The organism is Carboxylicivirga fragile, assembly GCF_050589805.1.
GTDB lineage: Bacteria > Bacteroidota > Bacteroidia > Bacteroidales > Marinilabiliaceae > Carboxylicivirga > Carboxylicivirga fragile.
On the sequence record NZ_JBNGOY010000014.1, the window covers coordinates 20,386 to 38,098 of the forward strand.

Here is a 17,713-nt window from a genome sequence, read left to right on the forward strand (position 1 = left end):
CAGCCAATACCTGACTAATGAAGAAAGAAGACAGCGGCATACAAAAATGGTTGAGATTTCTGCTACCGATACCAACAGGTATCCTTGCTTACCTCCTCATCTTACTGGTATTTGACACACTGGATCAGATGGGGTCTAATTTTTTTAGTCATGAGGTACTCATCTCCATTATTCTATCATTTATTCTACTTGCATCACAACGCTTCTTTTTACGGATAGTAGATAAATATTATCCAATAGACCTTAGCAAAACAGAACCCGAAGAAACTGACAAATCAAAGCGAGGCCCCAGTGCTTCTGCAAGAATATTATTGATTCCGTCCATTTCTGTGGTCTTCTCCATCCTTATTATTACGCCACTCGTATCCTTATATTTTTATTTCATACTCGGCCTGAAAGATTTCTACTCCGAACTATTCGTATTTAATGGGGTATATGGAATTGTCTCGGTGGTATTTGCTATCATTCATGTGAGCACATCCTTTATGGCCATTCAAAAAGAAATACACTATTTGAGAGAGAAAGAGCTACGAAAAAACATGGAGCACGATCTTAGAAACTACAAATTGCAAATTAATCCACAGCTACTTTATGATTCGCTGGAAGATTTAATTTCTGTTGTAAAAAAAGATAAAAAGCTGGCTGACAACCTTGTTAATCACTTGTCAAAAACCTATCGTTACATACTAGATACACGCCATCTGGAATTAGTAAGCCTTAGCGAAGAATTAAAGAATGTGAATTCACTTTTGTACTTGCTTAACATCAAACACAATAATTCCATCAGCATAACCGATCAATTAAAAGACGAACTTAGCGAACGTCAAATTATTCCGGGCACCATCTCAACACTCATTATGGAGCTCTGCAAAAGGTCAATCATTAATCGTTACCAACCACTACAAATAAACCTAACAAGCAATAATGAGCATTTATCCTTTGTTGCCTCAAACAATCCTAAAATTAATTTCGAAGATGTGAATCACTGGGATCTGAGCTTGCTCAATAAAGCTTATCATTTTTTTAGCGATAGTACACCCAATGTGCATGTTAATAACTCTCACATAAACATACACATCCCTTTATTTGAAATAGAAGAAGAATAAAAACTATGAGAATATTAATAATAGAAGACGAAAAACCTGCTGCAGAACGATTAATTGGCCTACTCTCACGTTACGACTCAACCATAAGTGTTGAGGCAATTCTTGAATCTGTATCTCAAAGTGTTGAATGGATTAAAAATCCGCTGAATAGCGTCGATTTGATTTTCATGGACATTCAACTATCAGATGGTTTAAGTTTCGAAATATTCAACAAAGTACAAGTAAACATACCCGTCATTTTCACCACAGCTTATAACGAATATGCTGTGCAAGCCTTTAAGGTTAATAGCATCGACTACCTACTTAAACCATATACCTACGAAGATTTATTTCACAGTATTGAAAAGCTTGAAAGCCTGCGTCAGAATCTTTCATCGGCTAGCCAACGTTTAAAACTGGAAGAACTCAACGAAGCCTTACTTCAGTACAGAAAGACTTACAAGGAACGATTTATGGTGAAACTGGGTGAACGAATCAAATCAGTTACTACCGAAAAAATCGTCTTATTCTATGCCGAAGGAAGAACAGCGTTCATCTTAACAGAGTTAGGCAATCGTTACATCATTGATTACAAACTCGAAGAATTAGAAGAGATGCTTAACCCCTCGACTTTTTTCAGAATAAGTCGATCCTTTATTGTTAACATCAACAAAATACAAGAGGTGTTGGTACACTCCAATAGCCGCCTTAAAATTAAACTTGAACAAGATTTTGATCGAGAGATTATTGTCAGTCGCGATAAGGTTCAGGCTTTCAAAGGCTGGTTTAGTGGTTAGTAATTTATTCGAACTATCCTTTTATTTTGGCTATCTTCGCCATCAGAAATAAAAGTATATGATTAATTATTTATCGGCTGAAAACATTACTCAGCATTGGGGAGACATCCGCTTATTCAATAATATCAACATTGGCTTAGCAGAGGGGCAGAAAGTTGCGCTCATTGCACGTAATGGAGCTGGTAAAACAACATTATTAAATATACTCGCAAACCAAATGCCCTCAAACGAAGGCACGGTTATTCTTCGCAATGGCATTACGCTGGGGTACTTATCTCAAGACCCATATCTGGACATTAAACATACGGTAATTGAAGAAGTATTCAATACTGAAAGTGAAGTTGTTCAAACCATTAAAGCCTACGAAGAAGCCATCGAAAACAATGAGCAGGATAAACTCGGAACGCTCATTGAAAAGATGGATTCGTTGCAAGCTTGGGATTACGAACAACGGATCAAACAAGTGTTATCGCAACTCAAGATTACCCGCTTCGACCAGCCCGTATCTGAACTATCTGGTGGACAGCGCAAACGTGTTGCCTTAGCAAGTATTTTAATTAGCGAACCTGACCTATTAATATTAGATGAGCCTACCAACCACCTTGATTTAGAAATGGTAGACTGGTTGGAACAATATCTTTCAAAATCGAAGGCCACATTATTAATGGTTACACACGACCGTTATTTCCTCGATCGTGTTTGCAATGAAATAATAGAATTGGCCGATGAAACCATTTATAAGTACGAAGGCAATTATTCGTATTTCTTACGTAAACGTCAGGAGCGAATTGAAAACAAGCACCTCGAGGTTGAAAAAGCACGCAACCTACTGCGTAAAGAACAAGAATGGATGAATCGCATGCCTCAGGCAAGGGCAACCAAAGCTAAGTACAGAATTGATGCTTTTCATGATTTAAAGGATAAAGCCAACCAAAGCACAGGCGAGCAGAACCTTGAACTAGGCATAGCTCAATCACGTTTAGGAAAAAAAGTAATCAACTTCCATAATGTATGCAAATCGTTCGATGACCTTAATCTGATACAAGATTTTAGCTACAAATTTTCGCAATACGAAAAAGTTGGCATTGTTGGTAAAAATGGAACAGGTAAGTCAACCTTTCTTAACATTCTTACAAACGCCCTTCAACCCGATTCTGGCGAAGTTGAAACTGGTGAAACAGTTGTAATAGGTTATTATCGACAGGAAGGCATCAAGATTGATGAAAATAAAAAAGTGATTGATGTTATATCTGAAATAGCCGATGATATTTCTTTGGGTAATGAACAACGTATGTCGGCGGCCCAATTCTTGCGCTACTTCCTCTTTCCAAACGAAATGCATCATGTACTTGTGAGCAATTTAAGCGGTGGGGAAAAGAAGCGTTTATTCTTGATGACTGTACTGATTAAGAATCCTAACTTTTTAATTCTCGATGAGCCAACCAACGATTTAGATATTTTCACCCTCAATGTATTGGAAGATTACCTGCAAAATTTCAAGGGCTGTGTAATCATTGTCTCACACGACCGCTATTTTCTTGATAAGGTAAGTGAACATCTTTTTGTATTTGAAGGAAACGGAAAGATTAAAGACTTTCCTGGTAACTATACCGACTATCATGAACAGGCAAAGAAAACAGAGAAAACGATCAATAAAACCACGAAGAAAGAGAAAGCAGCTCCTAAAAAAGCACAGCCAAAAGACAAGCCGCGTAAATTAAGCTTCAAAGAAAAACGCGAACTTGAAGGCATTGAAAAGGAAATTGAAAAATTAGAAAAATTAAAGGAAGATTTACAAAACGAACTTAACTCAGGTCAACTCCAAAGTGATGAATTGGTTTTGAAATCTAAAACACTATCGGAAACAATGGAGCAACTTGATGAAATTGAGATGCGTTGGCTGGAGTTGCAAGAAATTGAAGAAAACTAATTCATAGCCATTGCTTTCTATGTCAAATAATTATATTTGTATCTATTAGAAAAATACAAATGCCCAAATTAACAATTTACATTCTCCTACTGTGTTTATCGTTTGGTAAACTCGGTGCTAATAATGTTACTCTTGCTCGAGATATAAAGGTTGGTGTTTATCACAACCCACCATTAATCTACACCGATTCACTACAGCAAGCAAAGGGCATTTTCATTGATATTCTTGAGCGAATAGCAGATAATAATAATTGGCAGCTAAGCTATCAAAACTACCATCTTAAACAAGGTCTGGACGCACTTAAAAACAATGAAATAGACATACTTCCTGGCATAGCATTTTCCAAAGAAAGAGCTAAGCAGTTCATCTATTCCGATGAAGTAATTTTTACCAACTGGGGTGTGATCTACAAAAACGAGCATAGTTCAATTCAAAACATCTCTGACATAAATGGCAGTAAAATAGGCCTAGAAAAGGGAGATATTCAAGCGATTGCATTTAGTCAACTCCTACGCGACTTCAACTTTAACGCCGATATTATATGGTACGATAATTCAGCCGACCTTTTATCGGATTTAATGCAGCATAAAATTGAAGCAGCCGCCATTAATAAAGTTATTGGCCATTATTATTACGAAAATGAATCGATATTAGAAACTTCTATTCTTTTTAATCCTGTCAACCTACATTTTGTAAGTAACGATCCACAGTTGTTGAGTGACATTGACCTTGGCGTACTCAAACTTCAAAGCGAAACGCCCGAATTATATAAAAGTATAATTGATCAATGGCTAGTAACCAACCCGACCAAAGTTATACCCACTTGGCTAAAAATTGCCATAATAACACTAACTATAAGTATTCTAATTCTTGCTTTCACTCTGTTTATTTTGAAAAAAATCATTAATAAGCAGGATAAGAATTTGAAAGAGGAATACAAACAAAAATTGCTCAATAAAAAGCTGATAGACCGTTTAGAAATAGAAAAGGCTTTAATTTTAAACAGCATTGATGATCAGGTTGTTTTTATTGATCCAAATTATAGAATATTATGGGCCAATGCTGCCTTTAAAAATCGTCAATCAGTTCCATTTGAAAAGCTTGTCGGTGAAAAATGCCATAAAGCCGCTTTCAAAAACAACGAACCTTGCTCCTTTTGTCAATATGAAAACAGTTTATTATCAAAACAAACTGAAACATATGAGCATTATAACGAGAGTTCGAAAAATTATTTTTCTACAAAAACAAGCCCGGTATACGATTCTGAGGATGTGCCCATTGGTTTTGTAAAAGTGATTACGGACATTACTGATAAGAAAAGAAATGAGTGGGAACTAATTGAAGCCAAAGAAAAAGCAGAAGAATCAGACCTACTTAAGTCCACTTTTTTGGCAAACATGTCGCATGAAATACGCACACCAATGAATGCCATCATTGGTTTCTCTGAACTACTCGATGATAATACAATTACAGAAGATGAAAAAAGCAGTTACGTCAACATTATACAGAGTAATGGTCAACAACTTCTAAAACTCATCTCCGACATTTTAGTATTCTCGCAACTTGAGTCGGGACATCTCGAATTGCAATACTCCACCATTAATGTCGCAGAATTTCTGCAAGAAATATATCAGCAATTTAAAACGGAAAAAGATAAACTTAACAATCTTCAACTATCCATCGATCTTGATATAAATCAGATTGACACCAACTTAAGCATTGAAACTGATGCTATCCGACTTAAGCAAATATTATTCAATCTGTTGACCAATGCTCTTAAATTTACAAAAGAAGGTAAAATATTAATTAAAGCTAAAACTAAGAACGACCTCTTACTTCTTTCAGTAAGCGATACTGGCATCGGTATTCCTGACGATCAACTTAAAAATATATTCCGCCGTTTTTCTCAGGTAGAAAATAACCAAATGAAAAAAGCAGCTGGTTCCGGACTTGGATTAAGCATTACCAAGGAACTGATACATCTACTCGGTGGAAGTATTGAAGTAAGCACAAAACTAAACTACGGCAGTAAATTTTCAGTGATTCATCCATTACATTCTAAGAGTGATTTTCGATTAGAAACTGCATTAACTGAAGTTAGCTCAAACTAAATTTTAATGATTTCTCGGATAAAGGTTTAAATTATCACAAAACACCACATTTCAATCTATAGCTAAACACCCCTTATTAAATACTAATTAAATTTTTTAGTATTTATTTAGTCACAATTTGGTATACTGAAATTAATCTCTACATTTGTAGCACAAAATAGAAGAAAATGGTCCACGTATATTTTTATAACTTTTATTATTTCTTTTTTAGCACAGACTAAAGAGGTGGGCTCGTTATGAAAAAATAATCACATACATAATATTTAAAACCCGCCTCGTAAGGCGGGTTTTTTTTTACATCACATTTTGCAAAACATGAAACAAGCGAAAAAAATAGCCATACAAGGTTGGCCAGGAGCAAACCACGAAATTGCAGCCAAGGCCTATTTCGAGGATGATAAACTTGAGATAGTGCCATGCCTTACCTTTCCTGAGCTATTTCAAACTTTGAAAAACGACCGATCTATCTATGGCATTATTGCTATTGAAAACACGCTTGTTGGAAGTTTGCTTCCTAACTACACAATGCTCAAGGATAGCGATTTGATGATAATTGGAGAATACAAACTTCGTATCAAACATCAATTAATGGCTTTACCGGGGCAAACTATGGATGACATTAAAGAAGTGCATTCTCACCCTATGGCTTTGGCGCAATGCGAAGTCTTCTTTAAAGATTACCCACACATCAAATTGATAGCTTCAGAAGATACAGCGCTAAGCGCCAAGTTAATTGCCGATGAAAAATTGGAAGGTGTTGGTGCTATTGCTTCTGAATTGGCAGCTAATATGTATAAACTCAACATACTAGCGGCAGGCATAGAAACTAACAAAAAGAATTTCACTCGATTTTTAGTAATTACTGATAAGGCTTTAACCGAAACGGATGAATTACTTGAACAAAACAGAATCAATAAATCGTCATTGGTTTTTTCCTTACCGCACGAGGAAGGTAGCCTATCTAAAATATTGACCATACTTAATTTCTATTCCATCAACCTTACCAAGATACAATCATTACCAATTGTTGGGCACGAGTGGGAATATCTTTTTTATGTAGATGTGACTTTCACGGACTATAAGCGCTATCTGCAATCGTTAGATGCCATTCGTCCACTTTGTCAAAAACTGAAAACACTTGGTGAGTACGAAAAAGGAAAACAATCGTACCCAGCTCAAAACGGTCAAAACTAAAACCATGAATAATATAAAAGCCGCCAATAGAATCAACCAGATTGAAGAATACTACTTTTCAATCAAGCTTAAAGAATTGGACAAATTACGTAAGCAAGGTAAGTCAATCATTAATCTAGGTATTGGTAATCCTGATATGGCACCAGCACCCAATGTTCTTGCCCAACTTAACGCACAAAGTGCTGACAAGAATAACCATGGCTACCAGAGCTACGTTGGCATTCCCGAATTACGCGAAGCCATGAGCAATTGGTACAGTAGGTTTTACGATGTTGATATTGATGCTAGTTCTGAAATTCTTCCATTAATGGGATCGAAAGAAGGAATTATGCACATTACAATGGCGTTTCTAAATCCTGGAGATAGTGTTTTGGTTCCAAATCCGGGCTACCCAACCTATGCTTCAGCAAGTAAAATAGCAGAGGCCAAACTAATATCGTACGACCTGGATGAGAACAACGCTTGGCTTCCAAATTTAAATGAACTAGAACAACTAGACCTAAGTAAGGTAAAACTAATGTGGATTAACTATCCAAATATGCCGACTGGATCGAATGCGGATAGAGATTTTTTCAAGCAAATAATTGCATTTGGTAAGAAGCATAACATCGTTATCTGTAACGACAACCCATACAGCTTCATCCTGAACGATTCGCCCCAGAGCATCATGAACATAGAAGGTGCAAAAGACATCGCAATTGAGCTTAACTCTTTAAGTAAATCGCATAACATGGCTGGTTGGCGAGTTGGAATGGCCATATCTAATCCAACATTCATACAATATATCCTGAGAGTGAAAAGCAATATGGATTCGGGTATGTTTAAGCCACTGCAGCTAGCAGCTGTTGAGGCGCTTAGTCTTGAACAAGACTGGTACGATAGTATTAATAAAGAATACCTACAAAGAAGAGCATTGGTACATGATATCATGGATCTTCTTGAATGTAAATACGACACCTCTCAATCAGGAATGTTTGTTTGGGCTAAAATCCCATCTCAATATTCCGATAGTGGATCCTTATCTGACAAAATACTATATGGATGTGATGTTTTTATTACGCCTGGTTTCATATTTGGAGGTAAAGGTCAACAATACATTCGCATAAGTCTTTGCACAAAGCAAGAAACATTGATTGAAGCAAAACAAAGAATCGAAAAATTATCAAAACAATAACCATGGATCACAAACTTGATTTATTACCGCTAGAGTTACCAGGACTTAAACTGGAGAGACCTATTTTAATTGCTGGACCTTGTAGTGCCGAAACAGAAGAGCAAGTGCTTGAAACAGCACGCTTATTGTCTGCTCAAGGTGTAAAAATATTCCGTGCCGGAATATGGAAACCACGCACACGCCCTGGTGCTTTCGAAGGCGTTGGAACCCTTGGTCTGCCTTGGCTTAAAAAAGTAAAGGAAGAAACAGGCATGTTCATTAGTGTTGAAGTAGCCACAGCCCATCACGTATATGAAGCTCTAAAATTTGGAGTTGACATGTTATGGATCGGTGCCCGTACCACTGCTAACCCATTTGCTGTTCAAGAAGTAGCCGATGCTCTAGCTGGAAGTGATGTGCCGGTATTGGTAAAGAATCCCGTTAATCCCGATTTGGATTTATGGATAGGAGCCATTGAGCGCGTAAATCGTGCTGGTATCAAACGAATTGGCGCCATCCATAGAGGTTTTAGTACATACGACAAAACTGAATTCAGAAACAACCCGGAATGGCAAATTCCAATTGAATTGCGTAGAAGAGTTCCTAATTTACCAATCATCACCGATCCTAGTCACATTTCAGGGAAAAGCGAAATGATTGCAGATGTTTCTCAGGAAGCAATGGATCTTAACTTTGACGGATTAATTATTGAATCGCACATTTGCCCTGAAAAAGCATGGAGTGATGCGAGCCAACAGGTAACACCTGATCACCTGTCAGACATAATGGGTAACCTTGTAGTACGTCAGTCAGCAATTGGTGATCGTCCGCGTGTTACTTTAGATGAATTGCGTAAGAAAATTGACTTATTGGATAAGCAATTATTAGAAACATTGAGTTCAAGAATGAAAATTTCGGAAGCAATTGGTAAATATAAGTTTGACAACAATATTACCATTCTTCAAACGCGTCGTTACGATGAAATCATGAATAAACGCAAAGAACAGGCTGAAGAATCGAAATTAAATCCTGAATTTGTGATTCGTGTTTTTGAGCATGTGCACGAAGAGTCGATTAACCGACAGAATAAAATTATGAATAAAGAATTGGCAAAAGACTAACTTTAGACATAATTCTTAACACAGAAATCATCAGCTCCCTTCGGGGAGCTAAACTCTCAACCAATGAAAATTTGTATACTAGGCGCTGGAAAAATGGGAACTTGGCTAACCGATGCCTTATGCCTCGAACATGAAGTAGCTATCTTTGATCACGACATCAGCAAGCTGCGTTATGTTTTTAATACCCAACGCCTAACTAAGTTAGATGAAATTAGTGAATTTGCTCCTGAAATTCTTATCAATGCAGTTAGTCTAAAATACACACTTGATGCTTTTAAGGAGGTGCTACCCTACTTGCCAAAAGACTGTATATTGTCCGACATTGCTTCTGTAAAAACAGGCTTCCAAGAGTTTTATGAATCAAGTGGATGCCGCTACGTTTCGACCCACCCCATGTTTGGTCCAACCTTTGCCAACCTGAAGGACTTAAGCATGCACCACGCCATTATCATCACACAAAGTGATCATCTTGGGAAAGCTTTCTTTAAAGATTTTTTCGCTTCACTTGGTTTAAATATACACGACTATAGTTTTGATGCCCATGATGAAACTATTGCCTACTCATTGTCAATACCATTCTCATCTTCATTGGTATTTGCCGCCTGCATGAAACATCAGAAAGCACCTGGAACAACGTTCAACAAACACATGAATATTGCCAAAGGTTTATTATCCGAAGAAGATCATCTGCTAACCGAAATTCTTTTCAATCCATTTACCTATGAGCAGGTTGAAAATATTCGCTTTCAGCTAAAACACCTTCTTTCCTTAATAAAAGAAAAGGACAGTGTAGGGATGCAAGCTTTTCTGAATACTGTTCGTGCAAACATTGAAGAATAGTTAGTAAACTACTTATAGATGACATCTTTATTTTATCCAAAGAAAAAAGATGTCATCTGTAGAAGAATGTAATTCCCTATCTTCGCCAAATATCAGAATAGCAATGGCAGAAAATAAAAAGGTGATTTTAGGAATGAGTGGCGGCATGGATAGTTCAATGGCTGCCGTGCTATTATTACAAAATGGATATGAGGTGATTGGCGCCACCTTACAAACACATACTGGGGAATCAGATCGGCATATTGTTGAAGCGAAAGCATTGGCCTCAAAACTAAACATTGAACACCATCTGATAGATTGCCGACAAGATTTTAAAGAAACCGTCATTGCTTATTTTGCCAACGAATACATTGAAGGTCGCACACCTAACCCATGTGTTTATTGCAACGAAACCATAAAGTGGAAGTACCTGCTTGAGTTAGCCAAGCAACTACAATGCGCTCACATAGCCACGGGTCACTATGTTCGGGTCAAAAAGCAAAATGATTATTACTATATCCAAAAAGGGCTTGATCCAGCTAAAGATCAGTCTTATTTCCTCTGGAACCTTAGTCAGAAAGTGCTAAGCAGAGCACTTTTTCCTTTGGGGCATTTGCACAAACGTGAGGTACGTGAACTGGCTGAAAATTTGGGATACAAGCAAATAGCCGACAAAAAAGAAAGCATGGGTGTCTGTTTTCTTTCCGGAACAGACTATCGTGATTATCTGAAAACAATATTACCAACTGACCATCATGCATTTGCAAATGGTCCTATTGTTGACGAAAACAATCAAGTACTTGGGCAGCACGATGGCTACCCATTTTATACCATTGGCCAACGTAGAGGAATTGAAGGAGTAGTTAAAGGGAAGTGCGTTATAGCTATCGATCCAAAAAACAGAACCCTTGTTAGTGGCGATCGAAATCAACTCTATACTGATAGCATTCTACTAGGCAACTTCAAGCTTACGGCTAATCAACAACTTTGGATGAACAGAGAAGTATTCATTCGAATTCGTGGACTTGACAGTGTCCCGGGTTATGTTGGTCACATATCAATTAAAAATGATAAACTAAAGGTACAATTTAATGAAGATGTTTGGGCCATTACCCCAGGACAATCCATTGTATTTTATCAGGATGATTTATTAATAGGCGGTGGAATAGTTTAGCGATTATTACAGTGCAAGCTTTCCCACTTTTGATTTCGAACCATTACTTAAGCGATATATATAAATACCACTAACGATGTTATTAAGTTGAATTGTTTCCTGATTACTAACTACTTGTCGAAACACATGCTTCCCACACACATTGATTACTTCCAATAGATAATCCGATTCTATTATATCCCATTCAAAAGAAAGTGATTTACCATTCTGCTTTATTTTTAAGCTTGCTATATCCGAAGGCCTAATCAATGTTGGTACTTCTCCAGTATAATATAGGTCGGTAACCCTATACTCATTCCAAACATTATTATCGTAATTATAATTTCTACTCCTAATCACTTTATTATTAAAAGTAAGATCAAAATCTATATTTTTTGGTAAAATATAATTTGACGCACTCGCACTTAAATCATACTCCAGTTCCATTTTACTTCTATACCAAGTATCATCCTCTTCGAGAAACCTATACACATAAACTGTTGGGTTATTATTCACATCATACTCCCAGGTTTCATCCCACCGTAATTCAACATCCCCTAACGCTTCATCGTATTTATAGCTCTTTAAACCAATAAACAGATTATCGTCGTTAAAAATTTGTTCATCCTTCGAATGTAAAAACCAAGTGGTATTATCAGATTTCATCCAGGTTTCAGTTTCAATTAGCTTGCCATCTGAATAGGAATAAGTTATTTTCTTATGGTCATGATAATCTATTTGTCCATCGTAGTTCAGGTCTTGATCAAGTGTTAATTCCTCAATTACACGCCCTTCTGCATCAACCGTACAATTGGTTATATAATTAATTAACCAACTATTACTATCCCAGTTATAAAAGCTTTTCGAAAGTAAATCATTATTTAAATATGTAAAAACCACTTTAGTCTGTGGTATCCAACCATTATTATAATTCTGAACCTCCTTGGTTAGTGTCTGATCATTGTCATTATAAGTAAAAATCTCTTTTGACTGCGTATAAGAATATGAATATTCATAAACCAGAATATTATTATTAGCATCGTATGTATATTGATAGTCTGAATCTTTACTCCAAGGAGAAGACTCAATATCACGAACATATTTTTCCTGACTAGTTTCGAAACCGTTGACATTAAAAATATAATTCCACTTTTCAAGAAATTGCCATTGTGCATCCTTAAGAGTCTTTGCTTGCTCTTCTTCCAGATAATACTTCTCTTCAGCTGACTTTAATGATTGAAGGCTAAAATCAACATTGGGATTATTAACCTTACTCCTTTTATTAATGTCTAGGAATTTCTGAGCAATCGTTGTATTAAAGAAAAGGCCTAATATCATAAGGCAAGCAAAAGGTTTCATAGTTATAAAGTTGGTTTGTTTGAAATTCATCAATAAAAAACTCATTTAGAGTCATTACCAATGATGTAGGCAAAAATAAAACATATAGTTGCAGCAAGCAATACCTTGCCAATAATAAAAGAATAAACAATACCTTTGCAGCATGAGTAATTATGATGTGATTGTTGTTGGAGCAGGACCAGCCGGATTATTGGCTGCAGGAAGAGCTGCTGAACTTGGTAAAAAAGTATTGGTATTAGAAAAGATGCGTTCTGAAGGACGTAAACTCCTTATTACCGGTAAAGGTCGTTGTAATATTACCAACAGTGCGCCCATCAGCGAGTTTATTACTCATGTATTTCCCAACGGTCGCTTTCTTAAAAAGGTTTTTTCACAATATTATTCCAAAGAGATTCTGGCCTTACTCGAAGAGTTTGGTGTTGATGTTACGCTGGAGCGCGGTGGTCGCTATTTCCCAACAAGTAATAAAAGTGCTGATGTATTAAAAGCCCTATTAGCCTGGTGTCGCAAGCTAAATATTGAAATTCAGTGTCACTATAAAGTGGATGATTTAATTATTGAAGACAATACTATTAAAGGGCTTATTGCAAAAGGTCAGAGAATTTTAGCTGATAAAGTAATAATAGCAACAGGAGGCAAATCATACCCAGCAACGGGCTCCACTGGCGATGGTTATGAACTGGCTCAAAAATATGGTCACACGCTTACAAAAGCTATTCCTGCTTTGGTTCCACTTGAAACCGAAGGTGATTTAGCTCAAAAGCTACAAGGCTTAAACCTTAAAAATGTAAAAGCTGTTGTTTGGGTGGATGGTAAAAAAATGGGCGAGGCCTTTGGTGAAATGCTATTTACTCACTTTGGCCTATCGGGCCCAATTATTTTAACCCTAAGTCGCATTGCGGTATCTGCTCTTCAAAATAATCAAAAAGTAGAAATAACAATTGACCTCAAACCTGCTCTTGACGAACAGAAACTAGATCAACGCTTACAGCGTGATTTGAATGAGCACGGAAAAAAGAAGATCGCCAACATATTCAAGTTTTGGTTGCCCTCAACCATGGTTCCCGTTTTCATTGAGCACTTGGGTATAAACACCGAGAAAGAATGTCACCAGCTAACAGCAAAAGATCGCAAGCAGGTTCGCCATTTATTAAAAAATCTGGCCTTTACAGTTTCGAAAAACCGATCGTTCAAAGAAGCTATTATTACTGCTGGTGGAATACCAACCAATGAGATTACTGCAAAAACCATGGAATCTAAATTAATTAAAGGCCTGCATTTCGCTGGCGAAATTATTGATTTAGATGCAGAGACAGGTGGTTACAACCTGCAAATTGCATATTCAACCGGATGGGTTGCGGGCAATAGTGCAACTAACCCTTAAAACTCACATTCTAGCTCTTTTTTAAGAATATTATGGAAGCGGGTTTCGCTAATATAGTGATCACTGAGTAATTTGCCATCACGAACTAAAGCGAAAGTTCCAAAACCCGATGGTATGGATTCAATTTCAGCTCTGGATTCAAGTCTCTTTACCTTAAGGCATATTCCTTTATCCTTAGCAACCTTTTTAATTACTTCCACTGCCTTAAGGTGCCATGGACACTGATCAGCATAAAGCAAATGCCAGCCTTTATACTTATCCAATTGTTTGGTCCAGTCAATTAGATGAGCATCTGCCCTATCCCAAGCTTTAACCATTAATTCGAATCGACCTTTACTCTCTTGTTTGATGTAATCATTTTTTTCAAAGATACGTTTATCTGTTATCCACGATCCTTTACTTGTCATTACACACACGCCTGCCAAACCTCTTGCTTTGGCATCTGCTTCGCAAGCTTTGATTAAACTGGAACCCAAACCTTGCTGTTTATCTTTATTGGCATAGACGTACATACAGTGAATAAACATGAACTTAGGCGCATGAATCGGTCGCCATGCATGAGTTGCCGGAAGGTATTCAATAAATGCCAGTAATTTTCCTGATTCATTCTTGGCAGCAATCATTCGGAGGCCTTCCGCATATCTTTTTTCAAACCAGGTTTGTTTGCACTTAAAGGCTGGGTTTTTAAGATCTTTAATACAGAATAGTGTTTCCTGCTCTACATTATCAGGTGTAATTTCAATTAAGGTTAGATTGGTCATAGTTGAATTAATAAGCAGTTATACGCAAATTAACCAAATTTCCATACCTAACCAAGCTTAAACTCCAATATACGTTTGGTGCGTTTAGTCGTTTTAAATCGCTCATCTATTCGATGCCCAAGTACCCAAATAATATCTTCACCTGAAATCATAATCCATGCATTCTCCTTATCGGCCAAACTGAATTTATTATCAATAAAGAAATCGCTTAGTTTTTTAAAACCCTTCATACCAAGAGGCATGAACTCATCACCATGCTGCCATCGTCGCACTAACAAGGGAAGCTCAATTGTATCAGCATCAAAGTGAACCTGATCATTTGTTTTAGAAAAAGCAAAATCCGGTGTCTTTTCATACGCGCTAACAAGCAGCTTTATCGGATTCAAAGTCAAACCTTCTTCCACCCAAAAGTGATCAACTTCAATATCTTTCTTTTCCAACACAAGCAAGTTATGTCGATCCTTTATTAAGCGATGCGTATCACTAAAAAACTGTTTGCCTGATAATCCATCCAGATGTTCAAGAACCTCATCAACAACTGTTGTGTTAAATCCATAAGGACGCAGAACCTCGAACAGAATGGTTCTTTTTTCGGCATACAATTGTAGTTTTGAAATAGGTATAATTATTTGATCATGCTCATCAACGAGCACTTCATCTCTAAATTCTTCAACCACATGCTTCAATAACATTTCAGCTTCATTTAAGTGCATCATGTTATTCTGCATTGTTTTAAAAAAAGACGGATTTATGGTTTCAATTACGGGAATTAGTTCATGACGGATTTTATTCCGTAAATATTTTGTATCGGTATTTGAACTATCATCGCGATATGGGATCTGATTTTCTTTGCAATAGATCAGTATGTCATCCTGCGAATAACCTAATAAAGGCCGAAGCACCTTATCATTCTTATAAGCCATTCCCGTAAGGCCTTTCACACCTGTGCCACGTATTAAATTCAGAAAGAAGGTTTCAATATTATCGTTTCCATGATGGCCACTTATAATAAAATCGAGACCATGATCCGACAGTAGTTGATTAAACCAGGAATAGCGTAAATCACGAGCAGCCATCTCAATGGAAATTTTATTTTGGCCCGCATAGGCTTCAGTGCTAAAGCGTTTCGTATGCAAACGAATTCCTAGGTTGTCACAAAATGATCTAACAAGCTCTGCATCACCTTCCGACTCTTCTTCTCTTAATTGAAAATTACAATGAGCAGCTTCAATATGCCAATTCTGCTTTGATAGTAGAGACAGCAAAGCCATCGAATCAGCACCTCCGCTAACAGCTACCAATAGACTATCCTGGGTACTCACCAAGCATTTCTCTCTTAAAACCTGAGCGACATCAGTTGACGCAATTAGCTTCATTTAATTCTGGATATTAAACACTTTCATAATAGCCGATGCTTTTAACAAACACTCTTCGTATTCCTTTTGGGCATCAGACTTATTTGTTATGGCACCACCAACCATAAACGACATGTATCTTTTCTTACGATTATACAATACACTTCGAATAACCACATTAAAATCAAAATCGCCTTCAGGAGTAATGTAACCAACTGTTCCGCTATACAGGCCGCGCTTACTCTGCTCATATTCTTCTATGAGTTTCATTGCACTTACCTTAGGCGCGCCTGTCATCGACCCCATTGGAAATGATGTTTTAATGGCATCCATCCAGGTAGCATCATCCTTTAATTCGGCCGACACGGTAGATATCATTTGGTGTACCTGTTTGAATGAATACACGCCACAAAGTTCATCCACCTGTACACTTCCTCGTTTTGCTACACGTGATAAATCATTCCTTACCAAATCAGTAATCATGATATTTTCGGCACGTTCTTTTTCTGAATTTATTAGGTAATCTTTATTTGCTTTATCAATAAAGGGGTTATTATCTCGCGAAGACGTTCCTTTAATGGGCTGTGAGATAATTTTACGCCCATCTTTTTTCATGTAGCGCTCAGGTGATGCACCCATCAAAAATTTATCGTGATACTTCACGAAAGCAGAAAATGGCGTTGGCGAAATTTCCTTTAATCGTTGATAGATACATTGTGGAGTAATGTTAATGTCATTCACAAAAAACTCCATGCAATAATTTAATTCATAAATATCGCCACGCTGAATGTGCCATTGAACCTTCTCAATAGCTTTTAAATAATCGTGATGCGAAACCTGATGGTTTAATTTTACCTCACCATATTCTTCTTCCGACTCTTCACAATTTATCAGGTCATCAATAAATTCTTGAATTGATTCAATGTCATCATATTCATCAAGGTAACCGACCTGCCACTTATCACCATCTTTCAGAAATAGATACCGAGGGCGAAAGAAATAAAGATCAGGCATCTCTACCCTATCAAGATTATTAGATGATAAATCTTCCAACTGATTTTTTACATCATAGCTTAAAAAACCAAGCAACCAATCCTTACACTGTTTATGAAAAAGCTGAACTTGAGTAAGATCGTTGGTACAATCACCAATACTTTGAATGCCGGCTACAAAATCGTATCGATGAGAACTCTTGATAAAAGCAGGTGCTTCAAAGCCATTTCCATCTAACACAACACCAATACCCTGGTCGCGTGTCGATTGACAAATCAATTGTTTAAAGCCTGCATCATCCTTCGGATGTATATCAATGTATTTGCGCATCTTGCAAAAATAAGAAATATTTACATCTCTGAAATAGAATCGTAATTATGAAATTCTCATGAATAAGGATGACATCTTTACTTACAAGATATAATAAAGATGTCATCCATACTATTCATAAATAAAAAAGCACCCCAGTAATGAGGTGCTTTCAAATATGATATCTTA

Annotated in this window: 14 protein-coding genes; 10 read left to right on the plus strand and 4 right to left on the minus strand. The window is 36.9% G+C overall.

All coding sequences use genetic code 11. The annotated features are described in order from the left end of the window. Window positions 1–17: 17 nt before the first annotated feature. The 9 genes from ACRD7B_RS07915 to mnmA all read left to right on the plus strand — a co-directional run bounded on the left by ACRD7B_RS07915 (window position 18) and on the right by mnmA (window position 11,384). Entirely contained in the window at window positions 18–1,106 is a 1,089-nt protein-coding gene (locus ACRD7B_RS07915; RefSeq protein WP_430823965.1) for a histidine kinase, read from the plus strand. A gap of 5 nt (window positions 1,107–1,111) precedes the next feature. After that, the gene (locus ACRD7B_RS07920) at window positions 1,112–1,882 is read left to right on the plus strand and encodes a LytR/AlgR family response regulator transcription factor (protein WP_430823966.1); all 771 of its coding nucleotides are present in this window, start codon (window positions 1,112–1,114) and stop codon (window positions 1,880–1,882) included. 58 nt (window positions 1,883–1,940) lie between these two features. Further along, the gene (locus ACRD7B_RS07925; RefSeq protein ID WP_430823967.1) at window positions 1,941–3,812 is read left to right on the plus strand and encodes an ABC-F family ATP-binding cassette domain-containing protein; all 1,872 of its coding nucleotides are present in this window, start codon (window positions 1,941–1,943) and stop codon (window positions 3,810–3,812) included. Between the two features lie 59 nt (window positions 3,813–3,871). Continuing rightward, on the plus strand, window positions 3,872–5,923 hold the full coding sequence (locus ACRD7B_RS07930) for an ATP-binding protein (protein ID WP_430823968.1): 2,052 nt from the start codon (window positions 3,872–3,874) through the stop codon (window positions 5,921–5,923). Window positions 5,924–6,238: 315 nt separating this feature from the next. Further along, the gene (locus ACRD7B_RS07935) at window positions 6,239–7,117 is read left to right on the plus strand and encodes a prephenate dehydratase (RefSeq protein ID WP_430823969.1); all 879 of its coding nucleotides are present in this window, start codon (window positions 6,239–6,241) and stop codon (window positions 7,115–7,117) included. Window positions 7,118–7,121: 4 nt separating this feature from the next. After that, on the plus strand, window positions 7,122–8,291 hold the full coding sequence (locus tag ACRD7B_RS07940) for a pyridoxal phosphate-dependent aminotransferase (protein ID WP_430823970.1): 1,170 nt from the start codon (window positions 7,122–7,124) through the stop codon (window positions 8,289–8,291). Window positions 8,292–8,293: 2 nt separating this feature from the next. After that, complete coding sequence (locus ACRD7B_RS07945; RefSeq protein ID WP_430823971.1) at window positions 8,294–9,391, plus strand: chorismate mutase; 1,098 nt, start codon at window positions 8,294–8,296, stop codon at window positions 9,389–9,391. Between the two features lie 63 nt (window positions 9,392–9,454). Beyond that, on the plus strand, window positions 9,455–10,231 hold the full coding sequence (locus tag ACRD7B_RS07950; protein WP_430823972.1) for a prephenate dehydrogenase/arogenate dehydrogenase family protein: 777 nt from the start codon (window positions 9,455–9,457) through the stop codon (window positions 10,229–10,231). A gap of 103 nt (window positions 10,232–10,334) precedes the next feature. Continuing rightward, on the plus strand, window positions 10,335–11,384 hold the full coding sequence (gene mnmA / locus ACRD7B_RS07955; protein ID WP_430823973.1) for a tRNA 2-thiouridine(34) synthase MnmA: 1,050 nt from the start codon (window positions 10,335–10,337) through the stop codon (window positions 11,382–11,384). A gap of 6 nt (window positions 11,385–11,390) precedes the next feature. On the opposite strand, the gene ACRD7B_RS07960 is transcribed toward mnmA, so the two are convergent. Beyond that, window positions 11,391–12,701: a T9SS type A sorting domain-containing protein gene (locus ACRD7B_RS07960; RefSeq protein WP_430823974.1), complete on the minus strand. Its 1,311-nt coding sequence runs from the start codon at window positions 12,699–12,701 to the stop codon at window positions 11,391–11,393. Window positions 12,702–12,864: 163 nt separating this feature from the next. On the opposite strand from ACRD7B_RS07960, the gene ACRD7B_RS07965 reads away from it, so the two are divergent. Continuing rightward, window positions 12,865–14,106, plus strand: coding sequence for a BaiN/RdsA family NAD(P)/FAD-dependent oxidoreductase (locus tag ACRD7B_RS07965; protein WP_430823975.1), 1,242 nt, complete (start codon window positions 12,865–12,867; stop codon window positions 14,104–14,106). Here the strand turns inward: ACRD7B_RS07965 and ACRD7B_RS07970 are convergent. From ACRD7B_RS07970 to ACRD7B_RS07980, 3 genes are read right to left on the minus strand one after another with little or no spacing between them, the layout of a single operon-like run. Beyond that, complete coding sequence (locus ACRD7B_RS07970) at window positions 14,103–14,867, minus strand: GNAT family N-acetyltransferase (RefSeq protein WP_430823976.1); 765 nt, start codon at window positions 14,865–14,867, stop codon at window positions 14,103–14,105. The genes ACRD7B_RS07965 and ACRD7B_RS07970 overlap by 4 nt on opposite strands. A gap of 47 nt (window positions 14,868–14,914) precedes the next feature. After that, window positions 14,915–16,243, minus strand: coding sequence for a tRNA lysidine(34) synthetase TilS (gene tilS, locus ACRD7B_RS07975; protein WP_430823977.1), 1,329 nt, complete (start codon window positions 16,241–16,243; stop codon window positions 14,915–14,917). Further along, entirely contained in the window at window positions 16,244–17,545 is a 1,302-nt protein-coding gene (locus ACRD7B_RS07980) for an anthranilate synthase component I family protein (protein ID WP_430823978.1), read from the minus strand. It lies immediately after the preceding gene. Between the last annotated feature and the right edge of the window lie 168 nt (window positions 17,546–17,713).

Bases quoted from the DNA above. Each gene is read 5' to 3' on its own strand.
- ACRD7B_RS07915 (WP_430823965.1), top strand. From the start codon at position 18: ATGAAGAAAGAAGACAGCGGCATACAAAAATGGTTGAGATTTCTGCTA.
- mnmA (WP_430823973.1), top strand. From the start codon at position 10,335: ATGGCAGAAAATAAAAAGGTGATTTTAGGAATGAGTGGCGGCATGGAT.
- ACRD7B_RS07965 (WP_430823975.1), top strand. From the start codon at position 12,865: ATGAGTAATTATGATGTGATTGTTGTTGGAGCAGGACCAGCCGGATTA.
- tilS (WP_430823977.1), bottom strand. From the start codon at position 16,243: ATGAAGCTAATTGCGTCAACTGATGTCGCTCAGGTTTTAAGAGAGAAA.
- ACRD7B_RS07970 (WP_430823976.1), bottom strand. From the start codon at position 14,867: ATGACCAATCTAACCTTAATTGAAATTACACCTGATAATGTAGAGCAG.
- ACRD7B_RS07940 (WP_430823970.1), top strand. From the start codon at position 7,122: ATGAATAATATAAAAGCCGCCAATAGAATCAACCAGATTGAAGAATAC.
- ACRD7B_RS07920 (WP_430823966.1), top strand. From the start codon at position 1,112: ATGAGAATATTAATAATAGAAGACGAAAAACCTGCTGCAGAACGATTA.
- ACRD7B_RS07925 (WP_430823967.1), top strand. From the start codon at position 1,941: ATGATTAATTATTTATCGGCTGAAAACATTACTCAGCATTGGGGAGAC.
- ACRD7B_RS07950 (WP_430823972.1), top strand. From the start codon at position 9,455: ATGAAAATTTGTATACTAGGCGCTGGAAAAATGGGAACTTGGCTAACC.
- ACRD7B_RS07930 (WP_430823968.1), top strand. From the start codon at position 3,872: ATGCCCAAATTAACAATTTACATTCTCCTACTGTGTTTATCGTTTGGT.
- ACRD7B_RS07980 (WP_430823978.1), bottom strand. From the start codon at position 17,545: ATGCGCAAATACATTGATATACATCCGAAGGATGATGCAGGCTTTAAA.
- ACRD7B_RS07960 (WP_430823974.1), bottom strand. From the start codon at position 12,701: ATGATATTAGGCCTTTTCTTTAATACAACGATTGCTCAGAAATTCCTA.
- ACRD7B_RS07935 (WP_430823969.1), top strand. From the start codon at position 6,239: ATGAAACAAGCGAAAAAAATAGCCATACAAGGTTGGCCAGGAGCAAAC.
- ACRD7B_RS07945 (WP_430823971.1), top strand. From the start codon at position 8,294: ATGGATCACAAACTTGATTTATTACCGCTAGAGTTACCAGGACTTAAA.